The organism is Streptomyces pactum (assembly GCF_016031615.1).
In the GTDB taxonomy this organism is placed as follows: Bacteria; Actinomycetota; Actinomycetes; order Streptomycetales; family Streptomycetaceae; genus Streptomyces; species Streptomyces pactus.
The window spans coordinates 2117567-2143509 of record NZ_JACYXC010000001.1 but is presented as its reverse complement, the minus strand read 5'-3'; the positions used below and the strand labels follow the sequence as shown (position 1 = coordinate 2143509).

Below are 25943 nucleotides of genomic sequence, written 5' to 3'. Positions count from 1 at the left end.
GCCCAAATTGACCGCTCCGGTCTACTCTGATGGGGTGCCGGACGACGTGGGGGGCAGGCCGTTCCCGGACGGCGACGTGCCCGACGACCGCAGCCACGGGGAAGCGGAGGACGCCTTCGCCTCCGTGGTCTTCGACGAGGACTTCGTACGGTCGGCCGAGGTCCATGAACCCACGGCGGTGGAGCGGATGCTCGCCGCCGCCGAGGCCCGCGCCGAGGCGGAGGCGGCCCGCCGGCGCACCGGCGCCGCCACCACCGAGGACGATCCCTACGACGACGGCTACGGGCCGGACGGCGACTACGGCCACGACCCGGACGACGAGCGCGGGCCGTACGGCCGGTTCGGCCGGGACGGGGACCCCGACGACCCCTACGGGCCGTACGGCCGGTACGGCGGCGAGCGGCCCTACCGGGGCCACGCCCGCTGGCAGCGGCCGATCGCCTGGCTGCTCGCCGTCCTGATGGGCATCGGGGTGGTGGCCCTGGCCTTCGCGGCGGTCTACCGGGGCGCCTCCGGGGGCCGTCAGGAGCCCAGCCCGCCGCCGGCCACCCGTGGCGAGAGCCTCTCCGAGGACTCCAAGGGCGCCTTCCCGGCGCCCGGCGGCACCTCCCCCCGCGCCAAGGGCCTCTTCGGCGACCCCGGCGGGCCGGTGTCGTCCGGAACCGCGGGCCGCCCGGGCACACCGGCGGGCACACCGGTCGTCACGGCCGCCACCGCCGGCGCCGCGGGCCGCTGACCGCGCAACGCCACGGCCGGGTGGTGGACCCGGGCCGGTGCGCCCGGTGCGTCGGGGCGGTGTGCGTCCGGGACGGTGCGCCCCGGGGGCGAATGCGTGCTCGGCCCGGCGCCGGGGCCGGTGGGACGGGTGACCCGTGGGCTGTGACCGGTAGCCGTGGCCGCTGTGCCGTGCCCCGCGGACCGTGCCCGGTGGATCACCGCCGGTGACCCGGGCGCCGGTGGTCCCGGAGCCGGTGGCCGGGTGCCGGTGGCCCGGGGCGGTGGGCCTCGGCCGGTCCGTTTCTTCGGTGTTTCCGGGCGTACCCGGCTCGCCCGCCCGCGGGTCGTACCTGCCCGGGCCCCGCTCGGGGCGTACCTCCGGAGTGCCGTGTCCCGGAGGCGTCACCCCGGGGCGCCGCCGGTCCACCCTTACGGGCGGCCGGCCCGCACCTCCGCCTCCGAGCGCCCCCGCGCGCCCTCCGGAGCGCCCTTCGCGCGTCCGCGCGGGGACGCCCGACGGGGGACGGGACCCCGGTCGCCGGGGCCGCCCGGGCGGGGGGCCTTCACGAGGTTCGCGGCGGCCGGGTGCGACCTACCCTGGTGGTATGGGCGGGCCTGGCGACCCACCCGAGGGGACCCCCGAGGGCGTCCCGGGAGGTGGCGACGACGAGTACCGATCCGTCGTCTTCGACGAATCGTTTGTGCGGGCTGCCCGCCTCCAGGAGTTCTCCGCCCGGGAACGGATCGGCGAGCACACGCCGGCGGTGCGGCCCCGGCGCAGCTGGGGCCGGCTGACGCCGTCCCGGCAGGCCGTGATCCTCGTGGCACTGATCGCCGTCGCCTTCGCCGCGGCCGTGTACATGGGCATCCGCAATCCGTACCAGCAGCCCGCCCGGCCGGTCGCCGAGCCACTGCGCAGCAGCGTGGTCCCGCTGGCACCCCGCGATCCGGTGCCCGGTGGCCGTCCTGCCGAACTGTTCCTGCACAGCCCGGCGGCCGGGTACGCGACCGGTGCCGAGGGGATCACCCAGCCGGCCGTACGGCGGACCGAGAACTTCACCGAGGCCGAGGTCCTCGGTGCGCTGGACGTCGTCCGGGAGTACGTCGTGCAGTCCTCCCTCGACCGGGGCGTGCTCTCCGGCGGGTCCGCGCGGCCGGTGCGGACACTGCTCGACCCCACCCAGTACGCCCAGTTCGACCGGAGCCTCACCCGGCCGGCCGACGACGGCCGGTACGCCGCCACCGGCTGGCTGACCCGCTTCGACCCGGCTCGGGTGGAGCTCACCGACGAACCGGTGCGGGTGCGGGGCACGCTCTCGGTGGTCGAGCGCCCCGCCGGGACGCTGGAGGTCATCGCCGACCACACCTTCGTGTACGCGGTGCGTCCCGCCGGCGACCACGAACCGGACGCCGCCTCCCTGTTCACCGTCCACCGCGAGACCCGCTTCCGCCTGGACAGCCAGGACGTGCGGGACCACCGGCTGGAACTGGCCCACAGCGCGCTCCAGGCCGGCCCCCAGTCCTGTGCCGCGGACGCCGCCGGGTACCTGCGTCCGCTGTTCGCCGGGGAGTCCGCCCGGGGCGACCGGTCGGACGGCACCGACCCGTACCGCACCGGCCGTCTCTCCGTCCCGGTGTGCGGCGTGCTGGACCCCGCCGCGCAGCCCGACGCGACCCCGCCCGGCCGGTGACGGCCCCGGCCACGCGCCGGTCGGCCCCGGCCGCGCCCGCCGTCCCCGCCTTCCGGGCCCGGTCGGCCCCGACCGGGCCAGGCGTTCCGTCCCCGGAACTGTCAGGGGTGCCGGGAGTGCCGTCCGGGGGTGCCCTCAGGGTGTCGCCGGGGCCCGTCGTCGGGGGCCCGTCAGGAGGCCGCCGGTCCGCCGCCGGGCGTCCCCGGCCCGGTGCCGGCCGACCCGTCCCCGCCCGGTCCGCTGCCGCCGGGCCCGGCTCCGTCCGGTCCGCTGCCGCCGGGCCCGGCTCCGTCCGGTCCGCTGCCGGGCCCGCCGGTGCGGTCCGGCCCCGTCCCGCCGGCGTGGCCGGTACCGGGCGCGCCGTCCTCCGGGGCACGGGACGGCCCGCCGCGGGCCCCGTTGCCGGTGAACCGGTCCCGCAGCCGTCCGCCCAGGTCGCCCGCGCCGCCCGCCACGTCGCGGACGAACGCCATCAGCGGGTCCTTGCTGGAGCGCACCGAATCCGCGTAGTGCGCGGCCGACTCCCGGAAGGAGTCCGACACCGAGGCGTCCCGGTCGTCCGCGCGGCGCGGGTAGTGACCGTCCATGATCCGCTGGTGGTCGCGGCTCGCGGCCCACTTCCGCAGTTCGGCGGCGCGCACCGTGGTGAACGGGTGGCTGCGCGGCAGCACGTTCATGATCTTCAGCACCGAGTCCCGCAGGTCGCCGGCGCGCTCGTACTCGTCCGCCTGCTCCAGGAACGCGTCCACGTTCATCTCGTGCAGGTGGTGGCCGCCGGCCAGCTTCATCAGTCCGCGCATGGACGCCTGGAGGTCCTGGCCCACCAGCAGCCCGGCCCGGTCCGCCGACAGCTCCGACTTGCGGAACCACTCGCGCAGCGCGGTCACGATCGCCGTCACCGCCACGTTCCCCAGCGGGATCCAGGCGATCTTCATCGCGAAGTTGGTGAGGAAGAGCAGCACCGTCCGGTACACCGAGTGGCCGGAGAGCGCGTGACCCACCTCGTGGCCCACGACCGCGCGCATCTCCGTCTCGTCGAGCAGCTCGACCAGTCCGGTGGTGACCACGATGATCGGCTCGTCCAGGCCGATGCACATCGCGTTGGGCTGCGGGTTCTGGGTGACGTACATCGCCGGCACCTTCTCCAGGTCCAGGATGTAACAGGCGTCCCGCAGCATGTCGTTGAGGTGCGCGAACTGCCGGTTGCTCACCCGGACGGAGTCCGACAGGTACAGCAGCCGCAGACTCCGCTCCGGCAGCAGCCCGCTGAGCGCCTTGAAGGCCGTGTCGAAGCCGCTCAGTTTGCGGAGCGCGACCAGTGCCGACCGGTCCGCCGGGTGTTCGTAGGCACGGGAAGAGATGCCCGGGAACCGCCGCCGGTCACCGTTCGGCCGGCCTTCCCGGCCGTGGATGGTGCTGTCGTTCATCGAGACCCCCTCGCTGGGCTGCTGTCGTGGCCCGTCCCCCGGATGGACTCCACCCTAGGGCCGGGCACCCCGTTGGCCGACGGGGTGTCACCTCCCGGCGTCCCGGCCGTCCCCGCGTGCTCCTCGCCCTCCCGGCCGTGGCGGCCGGCCCCGGCCGGCGCCCCTCGGGGACCCCGGCCGCGCTCCCGGGCCCACCCACGGGACCGGCCGCCCATGCGAAACCGGCGCCCCCACGGGACCGGCGCCCCTACGGGACCGGGCCGGCGCCCTTACGGGGCCGGGCCGGGGCCCTTACGGGAGCGGGCCGGGGCCCTTACGGGGCCGGGCTCGCCCACCTACGGGGCCCGCGCCGTGGCGGGACCGGGGCCCCCCTCACCGGACCGGCGCCCGCACGGGACGGCCCCGGGTCTGCTGCGGCACCGGTCCGAGGCCCCTCACGGGCGGGACCGCACGGCGACGGCTCCGGGCCCGTGCCCCCGGGGCCGGTGAGCCTGCGGCAGGCCCGTCAGCCCGTGCGTACCGTGTGTCCCCGTGCGTGCCCTTGCGTGCCCCCCGGGGGCCGCCGCTTCCACCACGACGGACCGGAACGGCGGGCCACGGCCCCCGCCCCGCCGTTCCGGGCCGGTTGCCGCCGCCCTCCACGGGCCCTTCCGGGGCCGTTCGCGGAGCCGGTGCGAGCCCGGGCGGCGCGCCGCGGATCTCCCCGCTTACCATGTGGCAGACGTAATGGCCCGCTCACATCCCGGATAGGTCCTGGCGACGATGACCGCTTACAGCACCGCTCACACCCTGGCCACCCTCGCCTCCGAGGGCGGCGAGCACGGCGGCAACCACGAGAGCCTCAGCCCCTACGTGACCGGTGGTGCGGCACTGGTCATCCTCCTTCTGCTGCTCTGGGTCACCACCCGCTTCAACCGCGACCGCTGATCCCGGCCCGGGTCACCGGGCACCCCGGCCCCGGCCGCGCGGAGCCTCCCGCGCCGGCCCCGCCGCGGGTCCGCCGGCGACCGGTCGCCAGTCCGCCGACGGGCCGGCCATCCGTGCCGCGGCGGGTCGTCGCGGGTCCGCCGGCAGCCCGCCGGCGGAGGACGGCCGACGGTCGCGGGCAGCCGCCGGACGACCGCCGGGCCGGCGTCAACCATGCCCCGGAGCCGGGGCCACCCATGGCCACGAGTTGGGGGTACCTCGTGCCCCGGCACCGGCCCCGGACCAGTAGGGTCTGCACGCATGGGAGAGCAGAAACGGTCCGCGAAGCGGCGCCTCGGCGTGATGGGCGGGACATTCGACCCGATCCACCACGGTCACCTGGTCGCCGCCAGTGAGGTGGCCGCGCATTTCCACCTGGACGAGGTGGTGTTCGTCCCGACCGGGGAGCCGTGGCAGAAGAGCCACCGCAAGGTGTCCCCGGCCGAGGACCGCTATCTGATGACGGTCATCGCCACCGCGTCCAACCCCCAGTTCTCGGTCAGCCGTATCGACATCGACCGCGGCGGCCCCACCTACACCACCGACACGCTCCGGGATCTGCGGGCGCTCAACCCGGAAGCGGACCTGTTCTTCATCACCGGTGCCGACGCGCTCGCCCAGATCCTCACCTGGCGGGACACCGAAGAACTCTTCTCCCTCGCCCACTTCATCGGCGTGACCCGACCGGGCCACATACTGGCCGACCCGGGACTGCCCGAGGGCGGGGTCTCGTTCGTGGAGGTACCGGCGCTCGCCATCTCCTCTTCCGACTGCCGGGCGCGGGTCGCGGCCGGGGACCCCGTCTGGTACCTGGTGCCGGACGGCGTGGTGCGCTACATCGACAAGCGCGAGCTGTACCGGCACGACTGCTGAAGGGGGTACCGGTGAACGACGGACAGGACCCGTACGGGCAGGATCCGTACGGACGGGACCCTTACGGGCCGGCGGAAGATCCCTACGCCCAGGGCGCGTACGACCCCCAGCAGCAGACGTACGGCTACGACGCCTACGGCCGGCCGGTCCACCCGGGGCCGGCCGACGCCTCGTCCGGGTACGACCGGCCCTATGCCACCCACGACGCCTACGGCAGCGGCCCACAGACCCCCGGCACCGAGCCGCCGGCCCCGTCCTACGGCGCACCGGCGGCCCCGTCGTACGGGACCACCCCGGACGCCGGGACCGCCTCGGGCACCGGGAACCTCGGCTGGGGCGATCCGCGGCCGGCCGCCCCCGGGTACGGGCAGAGCGGCCGGAGCGACCTCCCCTACGGGGACCCGTACGGGGGGCAGGGCGACCCGTATGCCGGCCAGGGGGCCCCGTACGGCGGCCAGGGGGATCCGTACGCGGGCCAGGGGGACCCGTACGGGAACCGGAGCGGTCACGATCCGCAGGGGTACGGGGCCCAGGGACACCCGGGGCAGCAGGGCGGTGGGCCGCAGTCCCCGGCCGGGGCGCGGCCCCCGGCCGTTCCGGGGGGCGGCCCGGCCGGCCCGGACGCCGCACTCGGTTCCGCCGGCCGTGCCGGTGCGCGTCGCGCACCCGGGGCCCGGGGCCGTGCCGAGCGCCCCGACGCCGGCGCCGGGGCCGGGGCGGAGGCCCGGGACCGTGCCGAGGGCCCCGGCACCCTGACCATGCCCGCGATCCAGGACGGGGCCGGCGCCTCGGGGACCGCCGCGCCGGGGGACCCCTCCGGCACCCAGGGGGCCTCCGCCGGTACCCCCGGGGGGCCCGGCGGCGGGGGCCGGCGACGGGCCGGTGGCCCCGAGCAGCCGGAGGCGACCGGCCGGCGGGCCAGGCGTGCCCAGCGCGGCCGGGCACGCGGACCGGAGCAGGTGCCGGCCGGGCGGACCGCCGGGACCGGTGACGCGGAGCCGGAGGGCCCGTACCGCACCGAGCAGTTCTCCTTCGTCGAGGAGCAGGACGAGGAGTCCGAGGACGTCATCGACTGGCTGAAGTTCGCCGAGACCCGCACCGAGCGGCGGGACGAGCGGCGGCGCCGGACCCGTATCCGGCTCATCGCGCTCGTCGCGGTGCTGGCGCTGGCCGTGGTGGGCGGCGTGGGCTACCTGTGGGCGGCCGGGAAACTGCCCGGCCAGTCCGGCGGCAGCGGTGACGAGGCGGGCTCCGGCAGCGGCCAGAAGCGGGACGTGATCGTCCTCCACCTGCACGAGACGGGCGGCGCCGGGGACACCTCCACGGTGCTGCTGGTGGACAACGAGACCGCCGGGAAGGGCACCGCCGTCCTGCTGCCCAACGCGCTCGCGGTGGCCGCGGAGGAGGGCGGCGCCACCACGCTCGGCAGGTCCGTCGAGGAGAGTTCGGACGCCACCCGCGAGGCGCTGGGCACCCTGCTGGGGACGGACATCTCGGGTACCTGGCGGCTGGACACCCCGTACCTGGAGAACCTCGTCGAGCTGGTCGACGGCATCACGGTGGACGCCGACGCGACCGTGCCCGCCGCCAAGCAGGGTGCCGACCCGCTGGTCACCGAGGGCAAGGGGCGGGCCCTGAGCGGCCAGGCGGCCGTCGCCTACGCCACCTACCGGTCCCCGGCCGAGCCGCAGACCAAGCAGCTCAGCCGGTTCGGGCAGGTCATGCACGCGGTGCTGAAGAAGATGTCCGACGACCCCGGTGAGGCCACCAGCACCGTGGAGGCGCTCGCCCAGATCCCCGACCCCTCGCTGAGCGAGAGCGAGCTGGGCGCCTCGCTGGCCCGGCTCGCCGAACGGGCGAAGAAGGGCGCGTACGAGACCACCGTGCTCCCCGTCGAGCAGGACGGGACGCTCAGCGAGGAGGCCACCGACCACGTGGTCGAGGACATCCTCGGCGGCACGGTGAAGAACACCGAGCCGGGCGGCGTGGCCCGGGTCAGCGTGCGCAACGCCAGCGGTGAGCCGACGGCGGGCGCGGCGGCACAGATCGCGCTGATCAACGGTGGCTTCACGGTCGTCGCCGCGACCGACGCCGGTGGCTCCCGGCAGTCCGCCTCCCGGGTCAGCTACACGGACGAGGCGCAGGCGGCCCAGGCGCGGGAGGTCGCCCGGACCCTGGGGCTGCCGGACAGCGCGGTGGCCAAGGGCAAGGGCGCCGCCAACGCGGACGTCACCGTGGTGCTGGGCGCCGACTACGAGGGGACCACCGCCACCACGGGCGGTGGTGACGCCTCCGGGGGAGCCTCGGGCGGCGCGTCCTCGGCGGGCGCCGGGAACGGGGCGACCGGCGGCGACACCCAGGGGACGGCCGCCGCCGGCACCACCGGTGCCGCCGGCACGACCGCCGGCACGGGCACGGCGGGCACCACCGGCTGAGCGGGAGGACGGACGGCGGCACTCGGCCCACGGATGCGCGCCCCGGGCCGGGCGCCGCTCGCCGGGCCGTGTCCCCCCGGGTCCGCGTGCCGGGCAGCGGGTTCCGGACGCAGGGACGCAGGGACGCAGGTCCGGGCGGTGCCCCCGTGGCCGTACGCGCCCCCGCTCCGGACGTCCGTCGTGGCCGGACGCGCCGGCCGTGCCAGGGGGCACGGATGTGAGCTCCTGCTGCGGCCCCCGCGCCCCCGGCGTACGCCTCGGACCCCAGGGGGCGTGAAAGAAACGCCTGGCGCCGTTGCGGGTGGGGCGTGAGACCCTGGAGGTATCACGTCCCACGACCGGAAAGTACTGCCTGTGACCGCCACGGACCGCTCCATCGAGCTCATCAACGCCGCCGCCCAGGCGGCCGCGGACAAGCTCGCGCACGACATCATCGCGTACGACGTCAGCGACGTCCTCTCGATCACCGATGCCTTCCTGCTCGCCTCGGCCCCCAACGACCGCCAGGTGAAGGCGATCGTCGACGAGATCGAGGAGAAGCTGAACAAGGAACTCGGCGCCAAGCCGGTCCGTCGCGAGGGCGACCGGGAGGCCCGCTGGGTCCTGCTGGACTACGTGGACATCGTGGTCCACGTCCAGCACAGCGAGGAGCGGGTCTTCTACGCGCTGGAGCGGCTGTGGAAGGACTGCCCGCAGCTGGAGCTGCCCGCCGACGCGGTGGCCACCCGGGGCAAGGGCGCCGAGTACGCCCAGGCGCAGGCTTCGGCCGGTGACGGGACCGGTGATCTCAGCTGAACGGCAGCAAGGGCGGCCGGGGCCGCCGCATCGTGCTGTGGCGCCACGGGCAGACCGCGTGGAACGTCGAGCGCCGCTTCCAGGGCTCCACGGACATCGAGCTGACCGAGACCGGCGTCGGCCAGGCCCGCCGGGCGGCCCGGCTGCTCGCCGCCCTCCGGCCCGACGCCATCGTCGCCTCGGACCTGAAGCGGGCCGCCGCGACCGCCGCCGAACTGGCGGTGCTGACCGGGCTGGAGGTCGCACACGACGCCGGGCTACGGGAGACGTACGCGGGGCGGTGGCAGGGGCTCACTCACGAGGAGATCATCGAGCGCTTCGGTGAGGAGTACGCCGCATGGAAGCGCGGTGAGGCGGTGCGCCGCGGCGGCGGTGAGCTGGAGACCGAGGTCGCCGACCGGGCGGCGCCGGTGGTCCAGGCGCACGCCGACAAACTCCCCGACGGCGGCACCCTCGTCGTGGTCAGCCACGGCGGCACCATCCGCACCACCATCGGCCGGCTGCTCGGCCTGGACCCCCGCTCCTGGGAGGCCCTCGGCGGCCTGACGAACTGCTGCTGGTCGGTGCTGGGCGAGGGCGTGCGCGGCTGGCGCCTGCTGGAGCACAACGCCGGCACGCTCCCGGAGCCGGTGCTCGGCGACGACGACTGACTGACCGGCCCGGAGCCCGGCGACCGGGCCGGGTGGCCGGGGGTCCGGTGACGGGTGACCGGAGGCCCGGTGACCGGCCGGGCCCGGCTGCCGGAGTGCGACGGGCGGGGGGCGACGGACAGGGGTCGTTGGGCGGGGCCGGGTTCCGGCGGCCCGCGGCCCGGGTTCCTGAGCGTGAGGGTGGGGCCGAGGTACCCGGCCGCGGGTGGGCGATGGACCCGGCGGTCGGCCGACGGCCCGGGCCGGCTGCCGGCCGAGGTGCCGTCCGGCACGCCCGGCCGAGGCGCCGCAGCGCGCGTCGTACGGGCCCTCCCCGCCCGGCGGGGCGTCGCCGGCCGGGACCCGGAAACCGGCGCGGGACCGGCACCGAACAGCCGATTTCCCATCCGGGCAGGTCACAGGCTAAAGTTCATCTTGTTCGCGGGACGGCGGGGCGGAAAACCCCGGCCGAACCGAGAGCAGCGGGGCTATAGCTCAGTTGGTAGAGCGCTTGCATGGCATGCAAGAGGTCAGGAGTTCAATTCTCCTTAGCTCCACAGCGGAAAAAGATCCCGCCTCCCCCAGGGAGGCGGGATCCTCGCGTTTCCCCCGACCGTGCCGCCGATGACGTGGCGCCACGGTGACGGTGTGACCTCGTGCCGCCACGGTAGCCGGTGGCCGCCACGGGGTCCGGCTCCGCCGGTGCGGCGGTGCCCGGTGATGCCGTGCCTGGTGATAACCGATACCCGGTGGTGCCGATGCCCGGTGGTCCCGGTGCCAGTGATGCCGATGCCGGGAGGTTCCGGTGCCGTCTCCGACGTTCGTACCGCCGGCCCGCGCCCTGCCCCTCCCCGCAGCGCGACGGGGCGTGTGGGGACGTGCCGCTCGGCGGCCCGGAATCCGGCGGCCGTCCGCTCCGGGGTCGGTCGGCGGTCGGTGCGGACCGACGGTGGTCCGGTGAGGAGGTCGCCACAGTCCGGTCCGGGACCTCGGCAGACCTCCGGTGCGTTACCCGGCGGCGGACCGGCGCGGACCGGGTGGCCGGCGCGGGATCGGCCCGCCGGTCGGGCGGCGGGGGCGTGCCGGCCACGGGTGCGGCACCCGGACCCGACGACGGCGGCCGGCCCGGCGGCCGGTGTCGCTCTGCCGTTCGCCCCGTCACCGATTCCCGGGCAGGGCCGTGTCCACACCCCGCGCGCCGGGGAGGTGTTCGCGTCCACGCGCTGCGGTCCGGTGACGGCCGTGTGCGCTGCGGTCCGGCGACGGCCGGTCCGGGCCAGGTCTCAAGCTGCTCTGACGCGAGCCTTCCTGGCAGCCCGTCATGGTGGGGCGGTGCCCGGCCCGGGCCGGGCGGGGTACCGAAGTGGCCGTCGTCGGTGCGGTCTTCCGGCGCTGCCCACCGGGCCCCGCTGCCGGGTGGTCCGCCGCCGGCCCCCGCGGGCCGCCGGGACGGCGCGCCGAGCCGGACGATCACGGCGTACGCGGTGACAGCACCGCTGACCCGGGCCGTTTCCCATGGCAGAATCGGGACGGCCGAAGGGGGGCCGGTGCCGATGGGCATGGATGGTGCGATGACAACGGCGGCTTCCCTCGGGCCGGTACGGGCGATCCGTCCCGTGCGGCCCGCGCCCACCGTGCCCGTCCGGGCCGTGCGGCGCTCCCGGCCAGTACCGTCCGCCCGGTCTGTACGGCCCGTACGGTCCGCGGCCACACCAGGAGCGGAGTGATGGGGGCACACAGCCGGAAGTGCGACTGGTGCGGAAGCGGTACGCCGATCGTCCGCGACATGGAACCGCTCAATCCCCAGTACCAGTACTGGTGCGTCGAGTGCGCGCGGGCGCTGATCATAAAAGGCGACCCGATCGAGACGTACCGCGAACTGGAAGGGGAGCCGATCTACGGGCGGCTGCTCGACGAGCACTGCACCCTCAAGCGGTTCTACTCCTTCGTGACGGCCTGAGCCTCTGCCGAGGGGTTCCGTTCCGCCCGTGGGACACCTGCGGGTCCTGTGGGGCGGGACCGGCCGTCGGGACCGCCCGCCGGGAGGGTGCGGGGGCCCGTCCCGAGGTGACCGGCGCGGGGAGGTGTTCCCGTAAGGGCGCCACGGAACCGATTTGGCAGAAGGCCGGGGGGTCCGTGTAATGTAGGCGATGCCGCCGAGGGGAACCGGGAGAAACCGGGAAACCGAGCCGGTGCGGAACCTGGGGCTATAGCTCAGTTGGTAGAGCGCTTGCATGGCATGCAAGAGGTCAGGAGTTCAATTCTCCTTAGCTCCACTCCCAGGTGAGCGGGCCGTCCGAGTGGACGGCCCGCTTGTCGTGGATCGCTGGTGTGCGGTCGCTTCGTCCCCTGCGGTAACCTGGCCCCATGCGTGCCGTACGCCTTCTGCTTAGCGGGCCGCGCTGATCAGTACCGACCGGTGAAGGTCGGAATCGGCGCGGCGTCCCCTCCTGTGCGAGGGGATTTTTCGTTTCGTCACCCCTGACGAGCAGTTCCGCTGACAGAGACGATCGATGGAGCTTTGAGGACGATGAGCGAGACCAACACCGCTGCCGAGGTGGCCGCGCCGCACCGTTACACGGCCGCGCTGGCCGCCGACATCGAGGCACGCTGGCAGGACTTCTGGGACGCCGACGGCACCTACGAGGCGCCGAACCCGAGCGGTGAGCTGGCGGGCGACCCCGAGGTCGCCGCCCGGCCGCAGAAGTTCGTCATGGACATGTTCCCCTACCCCTCGGGTGCGGGGCTGCACGTGGGCCACCCGCTGGGCTACATCGCCACCGACGTCTACGCCCGGTACCACCGGATGACCGGCCACAACGTGCTGCACACCCTGGGCTTCGACGCCTTCGGCCTGCCCGCCGAGCAGTACGCCGTGCAGACCGGCACCCACCCGCGGGTGTCCACCGAGGCGAACATCGCGAACATGAAGGTGCAGCTCCGCCGGCTGGGCCTGGGGCACGACAAGCGCCGCTCCTTCGCGACGATCGACCCCGAGTACTACAAGTGGACCCAGTGGATCTTCCTGCAGATCTTCAACAGCTGGTACGACGAGGAGGCGCGCCGCGCCCGGCCCATCGCGGAGCTGGTCGAGCAGTTCGCCACCGGTGAGCGGGCCACCCCCGACGGCCGGCCCTGGGCGGAGCTGACCGAGGTCGAGCGGGCCGACGTGCTGGGCGGCTACCGCCTGGCCTACGCCTCGGACGCGCCGGTCAACTGGTGCCCCGGCCTGGGCACCGTGCTGGCCAACGAGGAGGTCACCGCCGACGGTCGCTCCGAGCGCGGTAACTACCCGGTGTTCAAGGCGAATCTGCGCCAGTGGAACATGCGGATCACCGCCTACGCGGACCGGCTCCTGTCCGACCTGGACGAACTGGACTGGCCGGAGGCCATCAAGCTCCAGCAGCGCAACTGGATCGGCCGTTCCGAGGGTGCCCGGGTGGACTTCGCGGTGGACGGTCGGGCCGACGCCGCCATCACCGTCTTCACCACCCGCCAGGACACCCTGTTCGGCGCCACCTACATGGTGCTGGCCCCTGAGCACGACCTGGTCTCCGGGGACGACGCGATCGTCCCGGCGGCCTGGCCGGAGGGCACCCACGAGGTGTGGACCGGCGGCTACGCCACCCCCGTCGAGGCCGTCGCCGCCTACCGCAAGCAGGCCGCGTCCAAGTCCGACGTGGAGCGCCAGGCCGAGGCGAAGGAGAAGACCGGCGTCTTCACCGGCGCCTACGCGGTCAACCCGGTCACCGGCGACAAGGTCCCGGTCTTCATCGCCGACTACGTGCTGATGGGCTACGGCACCGGCGCCATCATGGCGGTGCCCGCCCACGACTCCCGGGACTTCGCCTTCGCCCGCGCCTTCGAACTGCCGATGCGCTGTGTGGTGGAGCCCACCGATGGCCGCGGCACCGACCCGGCGGCCTGGGACGACGCGTTCAGCTCCTACGAGGCCACCCTGGTGAACTCCTCCCGCGACGGGCTGTCGCTGGACGGCCTGGGCGTCACCGAGGCGAAGGCCCGGGTCACCGAGTGGCTGCAGGAGCGGGGCATCGGCGAGGGCACCGTCAACTTCCGGCTGCGCGACTGGCTGTTCAGCCGCCAGCGCTACTGGGGCGAGCCCTTCCCGATCGTCTACGACGAGGACGGCGTCGCCCACCCGCTGCCGGAGTCGATGCTGCCGCTGGAGCTGCCGGAGGTCGAGGACTACTCGCCGCGCACCTTCGACCCCGACGACGCGGACACCTCCCCGGAGACCCCGCTGTCCCGGAACGAGGCGTGGGTCCACGTCGAGCTGGACCTGGGCGACGGACGCGGTACCCGCCGGTACCGCCGGGAGACCAACACCATGCCCAACTGGGCGGGCTCCTGCTGGTACGAGCTGCGCTACCTGGACCCGCACAACAGCGAGCGGCTGGTGGACCCGGAAGCCGAGCGCTACTGGATGGGGCCGCGCGAGGACAAGCGGCACGGCGGCGTGGACCTGTACGTCGGCGGTGCCGAGCACGCCGTCCTCCACCTGCTGTACGCCCGCTTCTGGTCCAAGGTGCTCTACGACCTGGGGTACATCTCCTCGTCCGAGCCGTTCCACAAGCTGTTCAACCAGGGCATGATCCAGGCGTACGTGTACCGGGACGCCCGCGGTATCGCGGTCCCGGCCGCCGAGGTCGAGGAACGCGACGACGTCTACTACTACGAGGGCGGCAAGGTCTCGCGGCTGCTCGGCAAGATGGGGAAGTCGCTGAAGAACGCGGTGACCCCGGACGAGATCTGCGCCGAGTACGGGGCCGACACCCTGCGCCTGTACGAGATGGCCATGGGACCGTTGGACGTCTCCCGGCCCTGGGACACCCGCGCGGTCGTCGGCCAGTACCGGCTGCTGCAGCGGCTGTGGCGCAATGTGGTGGACGAGAGCACCGGCGAGGTCACCGTCGTCGACGAGGAGCCGGACGAGGCGACCCTGCGCGCCCTGCACAAGGCGATCGACGGCGTCCGCCAGGACATGGCGGGGCTGCGCTTCAACACCGCCATCGCCAAGATCACCGAGCTGAACAACCACGTCACCAAGTTGCGGGCGGTACCGCGACCGGTCGCCGAGAGCCTGGTCCTGCTGATCGCGCCGCTGGCCCCGCACATCGCCGAGGAGCTGTGGCGCCGTCTGGGGCACCAGGACTCGGTCGTCCACCAGGACTTCCCGGTCGCCGACCCGGCATACGTGGTGGACGAGAGCGTCACCTGCGTGGTGCAGGTGAAGGGCAAGGTCAAGGCACGCCTGGAGGTGCCGCCCTCGATCTCCGACGAGGAACTGGAGAAGCTGGCGCTCGGCGACCCCGCGGTGACCGCCGCGCTGGGCGGTGCGGGCATCCGCAAGGTCATCGTGCGCGCGCCGAAGCTGGTCAACATCGTCCCGGCCTGACCGGAGGTGGTGCCCCGGGCCCGCGCCCGGGGCACCGCGTGCGACGGCACCACCTCCGGCATCTCCACGTGCGGCGGCAGCAGGTCCCGCGTCCGTGCCCGGCCGCCCCACGTCCCGCGTCTGCGGTCAGGCGCCAGCACGACCCGCCGGGCCCGGCGGCACCGTGCCCGGCCGCACCACGTCCCTGTCCACGGTCAGGCATCACCACGGTCGGCGGACGGGCCGGCGGGGCACCGCACGGCCCCGGCCGCACCACGGCGGGCCGGCGCCCGTCGACGGCGGTCCGCCCTCGTGGGAGGTGCGCCCCCGACCCAGGAGGGCCCGGGCCGGCCGCATCCCCACGACGAGCGGTCGTGGGAGAACCACGGGGGCGGCGCATCACCCGTCCCACGGGGGCACCCGGGGCACCCGTCGGGCTCTGCGGCCGGACACCCGATCGGTGTCCCCTCACATGCCCCGGCGGGGTTCCCCCGCCCCCTGCCATGGACGCGCCCGTGGGGCGACGGACTCACCCGTGGCGGGGACGGGCGCCGCGACGGGGCTGGGGCGCGGACGTGTCGTGGCGTGCCCTTGCGCAAGGTGTTGCCGCGCCATGGTGTGCACGTCCTCCTCCCCGATGTCCTGGAGGCGGACGCTCCGCGAGATGCGGACCCACGGCTCAGGGCCCACCTCCGGATGGGCCTGTGGCGTAGGCGCACCCTCGCCGGGGCATGCGGTGGAGGGGGACCGGTGAGGGAGGGCGTTCGCGGGAGCGGCGATTCGGAGAGAGACACCTCCCGGCCGGGCCATGCACCTCACCGGGGCGCGGCATGCCCCGAGTCCCGGCGGGTGCCTGGCATGGTCTGCACGGTCTTCCACGGCAGGGATCGCGCTTCCGAGGAACTCCCGTGCCGCCCGAGTGCGTTTACCGTGAAAGGACGACACCGCCGGAGCGGTAACCACCGGTGGGCCGTGACCCGGGCACCCGGTGGCGCGGCCCGGTGGACCATGACGGCACGCCGCCGACCGGCGCGGACGGACAGCGAGGAGTAGGGGAACCGATGGAATCCGTGATCCTGATCCTGACGCTCCTCGTCGTGGTGATCCTCGGCCTGGGGGTCTATCTCGGCGTCAAGGCGGTTCGGGCCGCCAAGCGCGGTGTCGACCGGACGATCAGCCACGCCCGGCGCACTGTCGAGGACACTGCACTGCGGGCGAAGAGCCTCGGTCAGCCCGGGCCGTCCGGCGACCTCGCCCAGCTGCGGCTGTCCCTCCGCAGGTCCATGGCCGCGACCGAGGAGGCCCTGCGCGCGGGTGCCGCCGAGGACGCCTCACTGGGTGAGTCGCTCGCCCTCTTCCAGCGGCTCCGGGTCCACGCCGATGAGCTGGACGCCGAGCTGAGGCGCGCCGAGCGGGAGCCCGACAAGAGCCGGGTCGCCGCCCGACTGCCCGAGCTGCGCGAGCGCACCCAGCACGTCACGCATTCGGCGGATTCGCTGCGGTGGGCGGCCCAGGACCGGGCCCGACGGTTCGCCCAGGACGACCTGGCCGACCTGTCCCGCCAGATCGAGACCGAGGCCGGTGCCCTCCGCCACTGGGCCCCCGCCCCGGACGCCGCCCACTCCTCGTACCGCGGCGGTGGCCTCACCGGCGGTGACCTGGCCGGCGGTGACCTCCCCGCCACCGAGAACCCCGGGGTTTCCGAACACTCCGGTACCCCGGAGAGGCCCGCTGCCTCCGGCGCCGCACGTGCATCCGAAGCTGCCGGAGCCACCGGAGCGGCCGCAGGCGTTACCGGTGCCTCCGGCGGCGGTGGGACCAGCGGCGCCCACTCCGCCGGCGGTCCGGATCCGGCGGGATCCGCCCAGGAACCGGCCGGCCCCGCGGCGGGCCAGGCCCCGCCGCCGGCTCTGGAGGCACCGCCGGAGCACCTCTGGCGACCGGAACACTCCTGGCAGCGCGCCCCCCGCCCCGAGCGTGGCTGACTTCCCCGGGCCCGGTGCCCGCGGAATCAGGCCCGCGCTGCCGATTCCGGACGCCCCCCGATAACCTCCCAGTCATGTCCCGCCATGTCGCGATCGTGACCGATTCCACGGCCTACCTGCCTCAGCAGGCGATGGAGCGGCATCGCATCACCTCGGTTCCCCTCACCGTCGTGTTCGGCGGCCGGGCGTTGGAGGAGGGCACGGAGATCTCCGCCCCTTCCGTCGCCCAAGCCCTGCAGAAACGCAAACCGGTCACCACCTCCCGTCCCAGTCCGGAAATGTTCGCCGCCGCGTACCGCTCGGCCGCGGACGCCGGCGCGGCCGGGATCGTCTCCCTCCACCTCTCCGCCGAGCTCTCCGGAACCTATGACGCGGCCGTGCTGGCTGCACGGGACGCCCCGGTACCGGTGCGGGTGGTGGACAGCGGCATGGTGGCCATGGCGCTCGGCTTCTGCGCGCTGGCCGCCGCCGAGACCGCGGAGAGCGGCGGCACACTCGACGAAACCGTCGCCGCCGCGGTCGAGCGGGCCGAGGGAACCACCGCCTACTTCTATGTGGACACCCTCGACTACCTGCGCCGCGGCGGCCGGATCGGCGCGGCACAGGCCCTCTTCGGATCAGCCCTGGCGGTCAAACCCCTTCTGCAACTCGACGCCGGCAGAATCGAGCTGCGGGAAAAGGTCCGTACCGCCTCCAAGGCCATCGCCCGCCTGGAGGAGATCGCCGTGGAACGGGCCGGAGCCGGTCCCGTGGACATCGCGGTGCACCACCTCGCCGCCGGCGAGCGGGCGGCAGCACTCGCGGACCGCCTGCGGGCTCGGGTGCCGGGGCTGAAGGAGCTCTACCTCAGCGAGGTGGGGGCGGTGATCGGTGCCCACACCGGCCCCGGCCTCCTGGGGGCCGTGGTCTCGCCACGGTAGACCCGGCCCATCGGTCACAAGTCCCGGTGGAGCGGACCGGTCCTTGCACGACGCCGATTACGCAGCGTCGTTGTCACCAGTGTGCCCCGACTTGCCGACGATGCATGCCCAGCCATGCGTGAACTCCCCTGACGAGTGACGAAGTTATCCACAAGCCGCTGGTTATCCCCCGAAAGGGAAGTGCCCCGGAGGAAGCGGCGATGTCGGTCTACCGTCGGTCCACATGGGATCACGATCACAGCAGGTAATCGACGGGCCCGTGCGCGGTGTGACACGCGGCCACCGCAGGCGATCGGGTACGCACCGCCTGTCGCGCCCCACCGACCGCAGCCCGGCGGCCGAACGTGCCGCCGCGCTGCTTGGCCAGGCGGCACTGCCGCGCCCCGCCGGTGCACACGGTGCCCCGTCCGCCGCGGACGTCGGCGGGACCACCCGCACCGGCCCGCCCGGCGCCGCCCGGCACACCTTGCCGGGGTCGCCGCTCACCGCACGTCGGCCGACCGAGGCGGCGGCCGCCGCAGCGGCACCCGGCACCCTGGCCCGGTTCCCCGGCCGGGCGGACGCCGCCCCGGCGGTTCCCGAGACGGTCCCGGGCACCGCCGGACCACGCGCGGCGTCCGACCTGGTGGACGCGGCCGTCCGCGCCGCGGACCTCGCCACGTCCCCGCCTCTCGGGGTCGGTTCGCCGGCGACGGGTCCGCCGGTGCGCGGCCCCGCGGGCACGGGCCTGCACGACCCGGGTGCCGACCCCACGGTGATTCCGGACGCGGACCGGCATGGCACCGCCCGGCCTGACGCGGTCCGGACCGACGTGGAGGACTCCACGGCGCCCTCATCCGCCGACGCCGCGGCCGTCCGAACCGACGTCGGTTCCGGTTCCCGCGCCGGTGCCGGCACGGGTGAGGAGGCGAGTGCCCTTCACCCTCCCCCGCGCGACGGGGACCCCGGCCCGGTGCGCGGTGACCCTCGCCCTCGCTCCGCCCGGCCGAGCGGGGCACGGTGGCAGCGCCTCGGGCTCGCGGTGCGCGAGCGGACGCCGCTGTGGTGGCAGACAAGATTCGGGGTGGAGCCCCGGACGCTCGCCGCCCTGGCCGTGGTGCTGATCGTGGCGGCGGGCTTCGCCACCTACCACTTCTGGTCGGCGCGACCGGAGACCGTGCACGCCCCAGCGGTCGAGGGAGGGTTCCGGCCCACCGGCCCTGCGCAGTCCGGTGGGAGCCCCGGGGAGGCTTCCCGGAGATTTCCGCCCACCTCACTCCCCGGGGCGGCGGGAGCCACGGCGGCGGGTGATCGGGGCCCGGGTGACGGTGACGGCCGGACCGTGGTCGTGGACGTGTCCGGCAAGGTCCGTGAGCCCGGGGTGCACCGGCTGCCACTGGGCTCGCGGGTGGCCGACGCGCTCAGTGCCGCCGGCGGCGTACGCCCCGGCACGGACCTCAGCGGCCTCAACCGGGCTCGGGTGCTGAGCGACGGCGAGCAGATCCTGGTGGGCGCCGCCCCGGGACCGCCGCCGGCCGGGCAGGCATCCGGCTCCGGCCCCGGGGCCGCTTCGGGACCCGCAGGCGGCGGTGCCCCGGTCAGCCTCGACACCGCCACGGCCGAACAGCTCGACACGCTGCCCGGCGTCGGTCCCGTCCTGGCCCAGCACATCCTCGACTACCGAGCCGAGCACGGCGGTTTCCGTTCGGTCGAGGAGCTGCGGGAGGTCCCCGGCATCGGGGACCGGCGATTCGCCGAACTGCGTCCCTTGGTCCGGCCATGAGCGGCCGGCACACGGCCCGGCGAACCCGTCCGGGCCAAGCGACCGCCTCGGCCGCCGCACGGCCCGGCAGGGCCCGTACCCACCACGCACGCCTCCGGGTGCACGCGGACGCCGCCTCACCGCTCGGCGCTTCCGACCCGCGTCAGGAGGGCCCGGTCGATCTGCGCCTCGTGCTGCCGGCGCTGGCGGCCTGGGGGGCAGCCGCCCTGGCGCTCGGTGCGGACGGGGGAGTGGTGGCGACCGGCTGTGCCCTGGCGACGCTCACCGCGGGTGTGCTGCTGTGGGTGGACCGTCACCGGAGGGCGGCGGACCGGGCAGCAGGCCAGGACCGGGCGGAGGAGGCCACCGTGCACCCCGGACCGGGACCGGGCCTGGACTCGGCCCCCGATCAGGACGGGAGACGAGGCCCCCCGCGAGGGGGAGGGCCCCAGGCACATTTCCGGGCCGGTGACCGGTCATGGGCGCGGAGGGACCGGCACGCAGCCGGCGGCCGGAGCGGGATCGCAGCCCACGATGCGCACAGGGCACCGAGCGGGAGTGCAGTCCGAGCGGGGCGGGGCGGACAGCCGCACGGAGCCCGTCCTCGACGGGAATGCCGGGGCCCGGAACCGTACGGGGCTGGGTGGGGACGCGAACGCCGGGAGCGGGGCGGGGCAGGGGAGGCACCGGAGCTCCGGGGCCGGGGGAGAACGGCGCCGGCGGCGGTGCCGGAGTCGGAGGGAGTGGCGTCACCGGGGATGACGGGACCGAGCGGGTCCGGGCGGCCGGCGGTGAGCAGTGCGGCCGGGCGGTGGGGGACGGGCAAGGAGGTGGTGAGGGAGGACAGGCGGGCGCCCGGTGGAGCGGAAGCGTCCTGATGGCCGTCGCGCTGGCCCTGCTCTGCGCCGCCGCGGCGGCCGTCGTGGCCGGCCTGCACGCCGCCGATCTGCGTCGGGGCCAGGTACCGGCGCTCGCAGGCCGGTACGCCCGGGCGACGGTCGAGCTGACACTCACCGCGGATCCGCGGCAGGCTCGTCCCCACCCCGCCGGCGCCGTCCCGATGCCGGCCGCTGTGGTGCTCACGGCGGAGGTCACGCGGATCACCGCGCCCGACGGTTCGGTGTCCGTGGCCCGGTCTCCCGTACTGGTGACGGTCCGGCCACGTGCCGACGCTCGCCCGTCCTGGCTCGCCCTGCTGCCTTCCACCCGGCTGAGGGTGCAGGCCCGGCTGGCCCCACCGATGCGAGAGGTCGAACCGTACGCCGCAGTGGCCCGGGTCCAGGGCACGGGACCGCCGACGGTCATCGAACGGCCCACAGCGATCCACCGCGCGGCCGGGCGGCTACGGGCCGGGCTGCGCACCGCGACAGACGGACTCGGCGCGGACGCCCGGGCCCTGCTGCCGGGCCTCGTCGTCGGGGACACCTCCAGGATCCCGGCCGAACTGGACGAGGCCTTCCGCGCCACCGACCTGACGCACCTGCTGGCCGTCAGCGGAAGTAACCTCACCCTGCTCCTCGTCCTCCTCGTCGGCCCACCGCACCTGGCCACCCGCACCGAACGCCGCGGCATCGCCGGCCGCATCGGCATTCCGCTGCGCACCACGGCACTGCTGGGCGGTGGCCTCACCCTGGCGTTCGTGGTGGTCTGCCGCCCCGAACCGAGCGTGTTGCGCGCGGCGGCGTGCGGCATGATCACCCTGCTGGCCATCGGCACCGGTCGCCGGCGTTCGCTGCTCCCGGCCCTGGCCGCGGTCGTGCTCGTCCTGGTGCTGTACGACCCGTGGCTGGCCCGGAGTTACGGGTTCCTGCTCTCCGTGCTCGGCACGGGCGCACTGCTCACCCTCGCGCCCGGCTGGAGCGCCGCGCTGTGTCGGCGCGGGGTGCCGCCCCGCCTGGCCGAGATGCTGGCGGCGGCCGCCGCGGCGCAGGCCGTCTGCGCGCCGGTGGTCGCCGTCCTGGCGGCCCGGGTCAGTCTGGTGGCGGTCCCGTGCAACCTGCTCGCCGAGCTCGCGGTCGGTCCCGCCACCGTGCTGGGCTTCGCGGTCCTGGTGATCGCCCCGGTGACGATGCCCCTCGCGACACTCCTCGCCCGGCCGGCGGGCTGGCCGACCGAGTGGATCGCTTCGGTGGCCCGTACCGGCTCCGGACTGCCCGGTGCGGAGGTGAGCTGGCCCGGGGGCTGGAGCGGCGGGCTCCTCCTGGCCACGGTCACCGGCGCCGCGGTACCGCTGCTGCGCCGGTTGCCGGCGCGCCGCCCGGTGTGTGTGCTCGCCGCGCTGCTCCTGACGATCGCGGTGCTGCGCCCCAGCCCGCTGGCACGGTTCGTCACCGGCTGGCCGCCGCCCGGCTGGCGCATGGTCGCCTGCGACGTGGGGCAGGGCGATGCCCTGGTGCTGGCTGCCGGAGCGGGGACGGCGGTCGTGGTGGACGCCGGTCCGGAACCGCGCGCCGTGGACCGGTGTCTGCGCTCACTGGGGGTGAAACGCGTGCCCCTGATTGTCCTGACGCATTTCCACGCCGATCACGTCACCGGGCTTCCCGGGGTGTTGCGGGGCAGGAGCGTCGGCGCGATCCAGGCCACCGATCTGGCGGAGCCGGCGGACCAGGCGGCGTTCGTCCGCCGGCAGGCGCGGTCCGCCGGGGTCCCGCTGATCGCCACCACCCCCGGCGAGCGACGGAGCATCGGTGCCCTGTCCTGGGAGGTGCTGTGGCCGCTCGGAGACGCCGGCGCCGGGTCGGCGGGGCCCGCGGGCGTCGTCCCCGACGGTCCCAACGACGCGAGCGTCACCCTGCTGGTGCGTACCGCCGGGCTCACCCTGCTGCTTCTGGGAGACCTCGAACCTCCGGCCCAGCAGGCATTGCTGGCCGCTCATCCCACGCTGCCGGCGGTGGACGTGGTCAAGGTCGCCCACCACGGTTCCGCCTACCAGGACTTCGGGTTGATGCACCGTCTGAGGCCGCGGCTGGCCGTGATCTCCTGTGGAGCGCGCAACCTCTACGGCCATCCGTCTCCACGTACGGTGGCCGGTCTGCGGGAGCAGGGCGCGGCGGTGGTCCGTACCGACATCCACGGTGCCATTGCCGTCACCGGCGCGGGCCCTGGCCTGCGGGCGGCGGTGGCCGGCCGCAGGCGAGCGCCCGCGGACCGGATCCGCGTCCGGCGGCGCACGGTCCGCCGCACGCCCCTCGCTGGTGCCCGTCGCCGGCTCCGTCGCCCGCCCGTCGGAAGCGGTCGGGCCGGACACCTCCGGTGCGGAGACCTCCGGGGCGGTCCTTTCGTCGCGCCCTCCGGTCACGCGGCACCGTCCGGCCCCGTGGTTCCGTCCGGCCACGCCGCGCCGTCCGGCCTTGCCGCTTCGTCCGGCCGTGCCGCGCCGTTCCGCCGCGCCGCGGCCGGTTGCGCGGCGTCGGACGACCGCGCGGTGCCGGACGACCGCGCGGTGTGGTCCGGGCCTGCCGCGGTGTCCGGCGTCCTGCCCGCCGGTCCCCGGTCCGTGCGCACGACCTGGCCGGGGTTCTTGGTGGTCCCGGGCCGCCGGGGCCCCGCCGTCTCGGCCGCACGGCCCGGCCGCGCCACCGGCGGCCCGCCCATGCCTGGGTCAGACGCTCCAGACGCCGTTCCGCATGAGATGCCGTTCGTGTATCTCGTGCTCCTCGTGCCACGCCTGCACGCCGGTGAGGAGCACCTTGAAGTACATGTAGGACGGTGTGTCGCGGGCCGAACGGGGGTCCCAGCGGCTCTTGGCCGCGAACGCGTCGCCGGTCTCCTCCGGCATGTCCTGCGGTGCGACGACCTCCGTCACCCTGCCGTCGAGGAGCACCACGTCACGGGTGTGCGCGAGCGACATCCGCACCAGTCCGGTGGCCCGCAGGTTCCGCCCCGTCGGGTTGCCGGCCCGGGTGGAGAGCCATACCGCCTCGCCGTCCCAGAGGAAGGACAGCGGCACCAGGTACGGCGTTCCGGAGAGAGCGGCCGAGGCCACCCAGATGTCCTCCTCGCGCTCCAGGCGCTCCAGGACGTCGTGCTTGCGCTGCGCCTGGCTGCGGACCGTCCTGGTCTCCGCCGTCATTCGGTGCTCCCTCGTCCAGTGGCCCGTACCGGTCCGGGTACCGGCATGCTAGGGGCGGCCCCGGCGCGGCCGCCTCGGGCGGAGGACCGAGGCACGGTTCCGGTCGGCTCGGGCGGAGGGCGTAGGACCGTGCTTCCCGGAGCCGGGCCACCCGGAGACGTGGACCATCGGCGTGGGACCCGACAGCGGTGGATCACGGGCGCGTGGACCACGGCAGCGGGGGCCGTGGGCACGAGGGCGGGGAGAGCACGCCCGGGGTCAGGGATGCGGCCGTCCCATGGCTGCCTTCGCCCGCTGTGCCCCGGGCCCATGGCCCCCTGGCGCGTTCGCCGCGGGCCCATCGTCCCCTGGCGCGTTCGCCCCGGGCCTGGCGGCCCCGCCCGGTTCCCCTCAGGCGGGATGGTCCTCCAGCCAGCCCTCGTACCGCTCCGCCAGCTCGTGCAGCTCCGCTTCCACCAGCCGTCCGGCCGGGTCCTCCACGACGACCAGCCACTGAGCGTCCTCGGCGTCGTCCTCGCCGGCCAGGGCGTCCCGCACCAGCCGGGGCTCGTCGTCCGGCGCGTAGAGGTCGGTCAGCGCTTCGGCCACCTCCTCGGCGGCTTCGCGGTCGGGCAGTACCAGGACGTGTCGCTCGCTCACCGCGCCATTGTGCGACAGCCGGACGTGTCGGTGGCGCATGGGATGCTGGACGGCGATGGCCAGGAAGAGTACGACCGACAACCCGCTCGCCCCCGTGACCCTCGCCGTGGGACAGGAGGACCTCCTCCTGGACCGCGCGGTGCAGGAGGTCGTCGCGGCGGCCCGTGCCGGCGACCCCGACACCGACGTGCGGGACCTCACCCCGGACGCGCTGCAGCCGGGCACCCTCGCGGAGCTGACGAGCCCCTCCCTCTTCGCCGAGCGGAAGGTCGTCGTGGTGCGCAACGCCCAGGACCTCTCCGCCGAGACGATCAAGGATGTGAAGGGGTACCTCGCCGCACCGGCCGAGGAAATCACCCTGGTGCTGCTGCACGCCGGCGGGGCGAAGGGGAAGGGGCTGCTCGACGCGGCCCGCAAGGCGGGCGCGCGGGAGGTCGCCTGCCCGAAGATGACCAAGCCCGCCGACCGGCTGGCGTTCGTGCGGACCGAGTTCCGGAACACCGGCCGGTCCGCGACCCCCCAGGCGTGCCAGGCGCTGGTGGACGCCATCGGCAGCGACCTTCGGGAGCTGGCCAGTGCCTGTGCCCAGCTCGTCGCCGATGTCGAGGGCACCATCGACGAGGCCGTGGTGGCCCGTTACTACACCGGGCGGGCCGAGGCGTCGAGCTTCACCGTCGCGGACCGGGCCGTGGAAGGGCGTACCGCCGAGGCACTGGAAGCCCTGCGCTGGGCGGTCTCCACCGGTGTGGCCCCGGTGCTGATCACCAGCGCCCTCGCCCAGGGGGTGCGGGCCATCGGGAAGCTGGCCTCCGCCCCGCGCGGGGCCCGCCCCGGGGATCTGGCGCGTGAGCTGGGCATGCCGCCGTGGAAGATCGACAGGGTGCGGCAGCAGATGCGTGGCTGGACGGCGGACGGGGTGGCGGTCGCGCTGCGCGCCGTCGCCGAGGCGGACGCGGGGGTGAAGGGCGGCGGGGACGATCCCGAGTACGCCTTGGAGAGGGCCGTGGTCACCATCGCGCGTGCGGCACGGGCGGGCCGCGGCCACTGACCGGGCCACGGGGCGCCGGCCCCGGCCACGTGGGCACGGCGGCCCGGACACGCCGGGGCCGGCCCGGACACGCCGGACCGGTCCGGCCGGGGCTCGATGCGTACGGGTCGGCCGCTGTGGCCCCCGCCCGTGCGTGGCGGGCCAACCACGGGCGGGGTCATGCCTCGATCGGCCGCGTTCGCCCGGCCGGGCCGAGCCGGAGATGCCGCCCGGTCACGCCGGTCCCCACGGAGTCCGGCGCCCGCCACCGAAGAGTCCGACGCCCGCCACCGAAGGGTCGGTGCCCCTGACCGGCCGACGCCCACGGCTGGCCGGCGCCGCTCACCGGTCAGTGGCACTGACCCGTCGTCACCCCGGTCGGCCGGGGCCCCGGTTGCCCGGCCCGTCCGGCACCAGGTCGGTCAAGGTGTGCCCGGCCCACCCGGTACACCAGCCACGGTCCGGCACACACCGGCCACGGTCCGGCACACACCGGCCACCGTCCGGTGCACGAAGTCCGCCGGCGCGCCCGGCGTCCAGGGCTTGACCGCGCACCCGGCCTGTCCGGCGCGTCAGGCCAGTCCTACGCCCCGGGCCGATCCTGCGCGTCAGGCCGGTCCTACGCCCCAGG

16 protein-coding genes, 2 tRNA genes and 1 pseudogene are annotated in these 25943 nt (G+C 75.2%); 16 read left to right on the top strand and 3 right to left on the bottom strand.

Annotated features, from left to right (window positions below; all coding sequences use genetic code 11):
* The first annotated feature begins 34 nt into the window (after positions 1-34).
* Positions 35-736, top strand: coding sequence for an SCO2584 family spore wall biosynthesis protein (locus IHE55_RS08440; protein ID WP_307826574.1), 702 nt, complete (start codon positions 35-37; stop codon positions 734-736).
* A gap of 586 nt (positions 737-1322) precedes the next feature.
* Positions 1323-2408, top strand: a complete 1086-nt coding sequence (locus IHE55_RS08435; RefSeq protein WP_197988459.1) for an SCO2583 family membrane protein — start codon at positions 1323-1325, stop codon at positions 2406-2408.
* 170 nt (positions 2409-2578) lie between these two features.
* Here IHE55_RS08435 and IHE55_RS08430 read toward each other — a convergent pair whose 3' ends face one another.
* Positions 2579-3835, bottom strand: coding sequence for a M48 family metallopeptidase (locus IHE55_RS08430; protein ID WP_197988458.1), 1257 nt, complete (start codon positions 3833-3835; stop codon positions 2579-2581).
* 762 nt (positions 3836-4597) lie between these two features.
* On the opposite strand from IHE55_RS08430, the gene IHE55_RS08425 reads away from it, so the two are divergent.
* From IHE55_RS08425 to IHE55_RS08365, 13 genes and pseudogenes are all read left to right on the top strand, one after another.
* The gene (locus IHE55_RS08425; RefSeq protein WP_197988457.1) at positions 4598-4762 is read left to right on the top strand and encodes a hypothetical protein; all 165 of its coding nucleotides are present in this window, start codon (positions 4598-4600) and stop codon (positions 4760-4762) included.
* A gap of 300 nt (positions 4763-5062) precedes the next feature.
* A complete protein-coding gene (nadD, locus tag IHE55_RS08420; RefSeq protein WP_197988456.1) occupies positions 5063-5674 on the top strand; it encodes a nicotinate-nucleotide adenylyltransferase in 612 nt (203 codons plus the stop codon).
* Positions 5675-5685: 11 nt separating this feature from the next.
* A complete protein-coding gene (locus IHE55_RS08415; protein ID WP_307826573.1) occupies positions 5686-8109 on the top strand; it encodes an LCP family protein in 2424 nt (807 codons plus the stop codon).
* Positions 8110-8463: 354 nt separating this feature from the next.
* On the top strand, positions 8464-8904 hold the full coding sequence (rsfS, locus tag IHE55_RS08410) for a ribosome silencing factor (protein ID WP_197988455.1): 441 nt from the start codon (positions 8464-8466) through the stop codon (positions 8902-8904).
* Positions 8901-9554, top strand: a complete 654-nt coding sequence (locus IHE55_RS08405) for a histidine phosphatase family protein (RefSeq protein WP_197991867.1) — start codon at positions 8901-8903, stop codon at positions 9552-9554. The genes rsfS and IHE55_RS08405 overlap by 4 nt, the downstream gene beginning before the upstream one ends.
* A 463-nt stretch (positions 9555-10017) precedes the next feature.
* Positions 10018-10090 (top strand) — tRNA-Ala (locus tag IHE55_RS08400).
* 1169 nt (positions 10091-11259) lie between these two features.
* Positions 11260-11493 (top strand): hypothetical protein, encoded by a 234-nt coding sequence (locus IHE55_RS08395; protein ID WP_197988454.1) that lies wholly within the window; start codon positions 11260-11262, stop codon positions 11491-11493.
* A gap of 243 nt (positions 11494-11736) precedes the next feature.
* Positions 11737-11809, top strand: a tRNA-Ala gene (locus IHE55_RS08390).
* A 254-nt stretch (positions 11810-12063) separates the two neighbouring features.
* The gene (leuS, locus tag IHE55_RS08385; protein ID WP_197988453.1) at positions 12064-14949 is read left to right on the top strand and encodes a leucine--tRNA ligase; all 2886 of its coding nucleotides are present in this window, start codon (positions 12064-12066) and stop codon (positions 14947-14949) included.
* Positions 14950-15989: 1040 nt separating this feature from the next.
* Positions 15990-16913 (top strand): hypothetical protein, encoded by a 924-nt coding sequence (locus tag IHE55_RS08380; protein WP_197988452.1) that lies wholly within the window; start codon positions 15990-15992, stop codon positions 16911-16913.
* A gap of 74 nt (positions 16914-16987) precedes the next feature.
* On the top strand, positions 16988-17833 hold the full coding sequence (locus IHE55_RS08375; protein WP_197988451.1) for a DegV family protein: 846 nt from the start codon (positions 16988-16990) through the stop codon (positions 17831-17833).
* A gap of 1021 nt (positions 17834-18854) precedes the next feature.
* Entirely contained in the window at positions 18855-19595 is a 741-nt protein-coding gene (locus IHE55_RS08370) for a ComEA family DNA-binding protein (RefSeq protein ID WP_307826572.1), read from the top strand.
* 856 nt (positions 19596-20451) lie between these two features.
* Positions 20452-22692 (top strand): annotated as a pseudogene (locus IHE55_RS08365) (ComEC/Rec2 family competence protein); the annotation flags it as partial.
* A 483-nt stretch (positions 22693-23175) separates the two neighbouring features.
* Here IHE55_RS08365 and IHE55_RS08360 read toward each other — a convergent pair.
* The gene (locus IHE55_RS08360) at positions 23176-23646 is read right to left on the bottom strand and encodes a pyridoxamine 5'-phosphate oxidase family protein (RefSeq protein ID WP_197988449.1); all 471 of its coding nucleotides are present in this window, start codon (positions 23644-23646) and stop codon (positions 23176-23178) included.
* A gap of 390 nt (positions 23647-24036) precedes the next feature.
* Positions 24037-24324, bottom strand: a complete 288-nt coding sequence (locus IHE55_RS08355) for a hypothetical protein (protein ID WP_232266093.1) — start codon at positions 24322-24324, stop codon at positions 24037-24039.
* A gap of 16 nt (positions 24325-24340) precedes the next feature.
* On the opposite strand from IHE55_RS08355, the gene holA reads away from it, so the two are divergent.
* Positions 24341-25333 (top strand): DNA polymerase III subunit delta, encoded by a 993-nt coding sequence (holA, locus tag IHE55_RS08350; protein ID WP_197988447.1) that lies wholly within the window; start codon positions 24341-24343, stop codon positions 25331-25333.
* Positions 25334-25943 lie beyond the last annotated feature (610 nt).